At 43.0% G+C, this 258-nt stretch carries 1 protein-coding gene; it reads left to right on the top strand.

The window, feature by feature from the left end:
• Positions 1-2: 2 nt before the first annotated feature.
• The coding region (locus tag ACYQ0O_RS13230; RefSeq protein ID WP_459893823.1) for a transposase zinc-binding domain-containing protein at positions 3-258 on the top strand (256 nt) is incomplete at its 3' end.

Below are 258 nucleotides of genomic sequence, written 5' to 3'. Positions count from 1 at the left end.
TTATTCTTTATGCCTGTCATCACTGTGGAACTGTACAGTCCATTCCCTGTTGCTGCGGAAACCGGCATTGTCCAACATGCCAGCAGAGTAAATCGGATCAATGGCTACAAAAACAGATGGAAAAACTTCTCCCTACCCATTATTTCCTTTTAACTATAACCCTCCCCCAGGGCCTTCGGGAGGTCGCCAGATCTCATCAAAAGGTCGTTTATAAAGAAATGTTTTCATGTGCTCATGCGAGTCTAAAAAAAATTAGCT

It is taken from the genome of Desulfothermus okinawensis JCM 13304, assembly GCF_054654515.1.
This window is presented reverse-complemented; position numbering and strand designations above follow the sequence as displayed.